Source organism: Mesorhizobium sp. M2A.F.Ca.ET.039.01.1.1 (assembly GCF_003998035.1).
Taxonomy (GTDB): domain Bacteria; phylum Pseudomonadota; class Alphaproteobacteria; order Rhizobiales; family Rhizobiaceae; genus Mesorhizobium.
In genome coordinates, this window is record NZ_RZRY01000582.1 from 1 (window position 1) to 3,967 (window position 3,967).

4 protein-coding genes and 1 pseudogene are annotated in these 3,967 nt (G+C 66.3%); 4 read left to right on the forward strand and 1 reads right to left on the reverse strand.

Annotated elements, in window-relative coordinates; all coding sequences use genetic code 11:
• Nucleotides 1-408 (reverse strand): annotated as a pseudogene (locus EOA24_RS29715) (DNA alkylation response protein); the annotation flags it as partial.
• 162 nt (nt 409-570) lie between these two features.
• Between EOA24_RS29715 and EOA24_RS29720 the strand changes: the two are divergent.
• The 4 genes from EOA24_RS29720 to EOA24_RS29735 all read left to right on the forward strand — a co-directional run.
• Nucleotides 571-1,536, forward strand: coding sequence for an aspartate carbamoyltransferase catalytic subunit (locus tag EOA24_RS29720; RefSeq protein ID WP_126082627.1), 966 nt, complete (start codon nt 571-573; stop codon nt 1,534-1,536).
• Nucleotides 1,533-2,819 carry a dihydroorotase gene (locus EOA24_RS29725; RefSeq protein ID WP_127410371.1) on the forward strand — a complete coding sequence of 429 codons (1,287 nt, stop codon included), beginning with the start codon at nt 1,533-1,535 and terminating at the stop codon, nt 2,817-2,819. Before EOA24_RS29720 ends, EOA24_RS29725 begins: the two co-directional genes overlap by 4 nt.
• Nucleotides 2,820-3,003: 184 nt before the next feature.
• Nucleotides 3,004-3,585 carry a glycerol-3-phosphate 1-O-acyltransferase PlsY gene (gene plsY / locus EOA24_RS29730; protein WP_126082625.1) on the forward strand — a complete coding sequence of 194 codons (582 nt, stop codon included), beginning with the start codon at nt 3,004-3,006 and terminating at the stop codon, nt 3,583-3,585.
• A partial coding sequence (locus tag EOA24_RS29735) for a DNA-processing protein DprA (RefSeq protein ID WP_189354344.1) occupies nt 3,582-3,967 on the forward strand: 386 nt, incomplete at its 3' end. The genes plsY and EOA24_RS29735, both read left to right, overlap by 4 nt.

Genomic DNA, 3,967 nt, shown 5'->3' on the forward strand with positions numbered 1-3,967 from the left:
GGTCATGGTGATGGGGCACAGATGCCCGGTCTCGAGCTCGGCGGTCAGATAGAAGCGCGCCGCCCTTACCTGATGGCGGCGGCCGATCTCGGCATCGCCGTTCTCCCAGACGGAAGAATGCAGGCCGCCGGCAACCGAGCGGCGCATCAAGGCGTGATAAGCCGGATGGTATTCGACCAGGTCGAGGCGCCGGCCTTGGCGGTCATGCGTGCGCAATTTCGGCGTGTCGGTGTTGGCGAGGCGGGCAAGCTCCTGCGCCTCCTGCGTCATCACGAACCGGCCAAGCCCGTCGAGATCCTTGCGCACGGGATCCGAAAAACGTTCGGCAAGCTGGATGAGCAACGGATCGCCCCGCCAAGCGTTGCCGCCCGTCAACGGCGGCGGCTGGTTGATCACCTCGTCGGTCACGCGTCTTCCTTACATCCCCAGGCCGCGATCACGAATCCGAGGCCATCCGGCCTTATAGCCCAAGCGTTGCGGCACGCGCGACGAAAATACCGGGGAGAACGCCCGCAATCCAAAGCTGGCGCTTGCGGCGGGCCGGACCGCACCCTATAGCAGCGCCTTGAGATGACCGACGCTTCGTCCCTGCCGCTCTTTCCCCACCGCCATCTTCTGGGCATCCGCGATCTTTCCCCCGCCGATATAGAGCTGTTGCTCGATCGGGCGGACCAGGCCGTGGCGATCTCGCGGCAATCGGAAAAGAAGACCTCGACGCTGCGCGGCCGCACCCAGATCAACCTGTTCTACGAGGCATCGACCCGCACGCAGTCGTCCTTCGAGCTGGCCGGCAAGCGTCTCGGCGCCGACGTCATGAACATGTCGGTGGCGAGCTCCTCGGTGAAGAAGGGCGAGACGCTGATCGATACGGCGATGACGCTCAACGCCATGCGGCCCGACATCCTGATCATCCGCCACCAGTCGGCCGGCGCCGCCGCCCTGCTCGCCCAGAAGGTCGGCTGCTCGGTGGTCAATGCCGGCGACGGCGCGCACGAGCACCCGACGCAGGCGCTGCTCGACGCGCTGACCATCCGCCGCGCCAAGGGCCCGCTTTCGAAGCTGATCGTGGCGATTTGCGGCGACATCCTGCATTCGCGCGTCGCCCGCTCCAACATCATGCTGTTGAACGCGCTCGGCGCGCAGGTGCGCGTCGTGGCGCCCTCGACGCTGCTGCCTTCCGGCATTGATCGGATGGGCGTCATCGTCGCGCGCTCGATGGCCGAGGGCCTGAAGGATGCCGACGTCGTGATGATGCTGCGCCTGCAGCGCGAGCGCATGGAAGGCGCCTTCGTGCCGTCGATCCGCGAATATTTCCGCTATTTCGGCCTCGATGCCGAAAAGCTGAAAGCCGCCAAGGACGATGCGCTGGTCATGCATCCTGGTCCGATGAACCGCGGCGTCGAGATCGCCTCCGAAATCGCCGACGGGCCGCAAAGCGTCATCCAGGAACAGGTGGAGATGGGGGTCGCCGTGCGCATGGCGGTCATGGAAGCATTGCTCGACCCGCGCCGCAACCATGAGGGGCGCGGCGCATGAGCGTGACCGTCTTCAGCAAGGCGCACATTGTCGACCCGTCGCGCGGCATCGACGAGATCGGCAGCGTCATCGTCGACGGCCGCAAGATCGCCGCGGCCGGAAAGGCGGCATTGAACCAGGGGGCGCCCGAAGGCGCCACCGTCATCGACTGCGCCCGCAAGACGATCATTCCAGGCCTTGTCGACGCGCGCGTCTTCATCGGCGAACCCGGCGGCGAGCATCGCGAGACCATCGCCTCGGCAAGCGTGGCGGCGGCGGCCGGCGGCGTCACCTCCATCGTCATGATGCCTGACACCGACCCGGTGATCGACAATGTGGCGCTGGTCGAATTCGTGCTGCGCACCGCACGCGACACCGCAAGCGTCAACATCTTCCCGGCGGCCGCGATCACCAAGGGCCTCGACGGCCGCGATATGGCCGAAGTCGGCCTGCGGCGCGAAGCCGGCGCCGTCGCCTACCCCGACGGCCGCCACACCATCGCCAACGCGCTGGTCATGCGGCGCGCGCTGACCTATGCCCGCGATTTCGGCGGCGTCATCGCGCACGAAACGCAGGATGCCGACCTCGCCTCGTCCGGCGTGATGAACGAGGGGCTCTATGCGAGCTGGCTCGGCCTGTCGGGCATTCCGCGCGAGGCCGAGCTCATCCCGCTCGAACGCGACCTGGCGCTGGCCCGGCTGACCGGCGGCGCCTACCACGCCGCCAAGATTTCGTCAGCGATGGCGGCCGGCGCGGTGAACCGGGCCAAGACGGATGGCGCCAATGTCACGGCTGGGGTCGCCATCCACAATCTGTCGCTCAACGAGAACGATGTGGGCGAATACCGTACCTTCTTCCGGCTGACGCCGCCCCTGCGCGCCGAGGATGACAGGCTGGCGATGATCGAGGCGATCAAGGACGGCACGATCGACATCATCGTTTCCTCGCATGACCCGCAGGACGTCGACACCAAGCGCCTGCCCTTCGCCGACGCGGCCGCCGGCGCCATCGGGCTGGAGACGCTGCTTGGCGCAGCGCTTCGGCTCTACCACAATGGCGACGTGCCGCTGCTCAGGCTGATCGAGACGCTGTCCACGGCACCGGCGAGATTGTTCGGCCTGCCGGGCGGCACGCTGCAGCCGGGCGCGCCGGCCGATCTCGCGGTCGTCGATCTCGACGAGCCGTGGATCGTCAGCGAAGGCGGCCTGCGCTCGCGCTCGAAGAACACCTGTTTCGAAGGTGCGCGCGTTCAAGGCAAGGTCCTGCGGACGGTGGTCGCGGGCCGCACGGTTTTTTCCGCCTAGACCATCCGACGCATTGAGCGCTGCCAAGTCTGCCAGGCACGGAGTTGCTTGGCGAACCCTCTCGACTCTACCATTATGCTCGACTGATGCCCGCGCAGCGCCGGCTATTGCAAATCAGAGTTGCATAACGCAAATTGAATCAATCTTAAGGCGAGCGAGCCAAGGAAGGAATACGGGGGAAACAATGGGTTATGCGATCGCGCTCGTTTTCGGCTATCTGCTCGGCTCGATACCGTTCGGACTTTTGATCACTCGCGCGGCCGGTCTCGGCGACGTCCGCAACATCGGTTCCGGCAATATCGGCGCGACCAATGTGCTGAGGACAGGCAACAAAGGGCTCGCAGCTGCAACGCTGCTGCTCGACGCGCTGAAAGGCACCGCCGCCGCCCTCATAGCCGGGCATTTTTCGCCGGACTTCGGACTTTTGGCGGGCTGCGGCGCCTTCCTCGGCCATCTCTTCCCGGTCTGGCTCGGCTTCAAAGGCGGCAAGGGCGTCGCCACCTATCTCGGCGTGCTGCTCGGCCTTGCATGGCAGGGCATGCTCGTCTTCGCCGTCGTCTGGCTCGCCATGGCCTTTCTGTTTCGATACTCCTCTCTGGCCGCACTGGCGGCGGCGGTCATCGTGCCGATCGCGCTTTATTTCATCAGCACGCCGCAGATCGCCGGCCTGTTCGCCGTGATGAGCCTGATCGTGATCGCCAAGCACCATGCCAACATCTCGCGGCTGCTGGCCGGCACCGAAGGCAAGATCGGGGCGAAAGGATGAGCGCTCCAGCCGCCGGCCCGCGCCTCAGCGACCGGCAGCGGCTTGCCTGGCTTCGGCTGATCCGCACGCCCAATGTCGGCCCGGCTTCGTTTCGCGAGCTAATCAACCGCTTCGGCTCGGCCGAAGCAGCGCTTGAAATGCTGCCCGAATTGATGATCTCCGGCGGCGCCAATCGCATCGTCCGCATCCCCTCCCTCGCCGAGGCGGAAGCCGAGCTGGAGGCCGCCCGGCGCGCCGGCGCCCGCTTCGTCGGCATTGGCGAGGCCGATTATCCGCCCTTGCTGAAGACCTTGGACAATCCGCCGCCGCTGCTGGCGGTGAAAGGCGAAGGCGCGGTCTTCCGTATGCCGGCGGTGGCGATTGTCGGCGCCCGCAACGCGTC

Bases quoted from the DNA above. Each gene is read 5' to 3' on its own strand.
- plsY (WP_126082625.1), top strand. From the start codon at position 3,004: ATGGGTTATGCGATCGCGCTCGTTTTCGGCTATCTGCTCGGCTCGATA.
- EOA24_RS29725 (WP_127410371.1), top strand. From the start codon at position 1,533: ATGAGCGTGACCGTCTTCAGCAAGGCGCACATTGTCGACCCGTCGCGC.
- EOA24_RS29720 (WP_126082627.1), top strand. From the start codon at position 571: ATGACCGACGCTTCGTCCCTGCCGCTCTTTCCCCACCGCCATCTTCTG.